Below are 1,033 nucleotides of genomic sequence, written 5' to 3'. Positions count from 1 at the left end.
CCCATGAGCTGTAAATTATAGGCAGATAATGCAGCACGTTGACCCGCTCCACAATAAAGTAATATTGGGGTGCTTTTATCAGGAAAGCGATGCTCTATATCACGCTCAATAATGCCACGACTGAGGTGTTTTGCATTAGGTAAATGCCCTTGTAACCACTCGTTGTCTTCTCGCACATCGATTAATTGCCATTGATCTTGTTGTTGATATTGCTCAATGGTTAATAAGTTGACATGAGGCATAACAGAATCGACCAAACTGGCAAATGCTGGAGATGGTTGCATAGCGTTTCCTTAAGTTAGTTAAGTCACTCATTTGTGACAAATTAGCATTACATACGTCATAAACCTAAAAGTAGTTTAATCATAGGGTCTATTAGATTTTCGAAAACAATTTTGCAGCAGTTTGTGGCAATTTACTATAACGAGGAGTTTATGATGGTGTCATTTATAGATGAATAAGCGCTAACTGCGTCACAGTAAGCCAAAAATGGACACTAGAGGCTCAGTTAAACGGGACGCTTATTTATAAGCTAGGTGCAATATTGCAAAATATAAATCGGCTTAGGGACTTTGCCCAAAAAATTTACGTCGTGATTAACCCCGTTTATCTCCAGCAACATTTGGTGGTAAAAGATGGACTTAAACGCTACAAAACCATCTTATACTCAGGCTTATTCGTTATGCATTTCACTTCTTTGCGAACTACATTGCCAACACAATTCAAAACTGCCTTCATTTATTTCATGGCATTGGACACATTGCCATTGAGGCTGTTCAATATCGAGTGCATCCAGTAACGTTTGCGCAGCGGCAAGTTGATTATCTGCTACCCATAACTCAACCGTTTGCATTTCAATCGGCAAACCGCCTACGCCACCAATGAGCGCTTCACCTTTAAGATCAACTTCGATCCCACTCGTTTCCAGTAGCCCTTTCCATGTGTGAGCCTGCAGTAAATTACCACCGGCCAATAATACTTTTCGTTGTTCCATGCGTTATCCTACTGCATTGCTCTTGCTGGCAAATTTGTC

At 40.7% G+C, this 1,033-nt stretch carries 2 protein-coding genes; both read right to left on the bottom strand.

All coding sequences use genetic code 11. The features are described 5' to 3' along the window. The coding region (locus H5202_RS23235; RefSeq protein ID WP_182774082.1) for a rhodanese-like domain-containing protein at positions 1-284 on the bottom strand (284 nt) is incomplete at its 3' end. 389 nt (positions 285-673) lie between these two features. After that, on the bottom strand, positions 674-994 hold the full coding sequence (locus H5202_RS23230) for a putative signal transducing protein (protein ID WP_011638146.1): 321 nt from the start codon (positions 992-994) through the stop codon (positions 674-676). Positions 995-1,033 lie beyond the last annotated feature (39 nt).

Source organism: Shewanella sp. SG41-4, from assembly GCF_014164505.1.
In the GTDB taxonomy this organism is placed as follows: domain Bacteria; phylum Pseudomonadota; class Gammaproteobacteria; order Enterobacterales; family Shewanellaceae; genus Shewanella.
This window is presented reverse-complemented; position numbering and strand designations above follow the sequence as displayed.

What these genes read in the sequence shown, in the direction of transcription:
- H5202_RS23230 (WP_011638146.1), bottom strand. Translation starts at nt 994, where the DNA reads ATGGAACAACGAAAAGTATTATTGGCCGGTGGTAATTTACTGCAGGCT.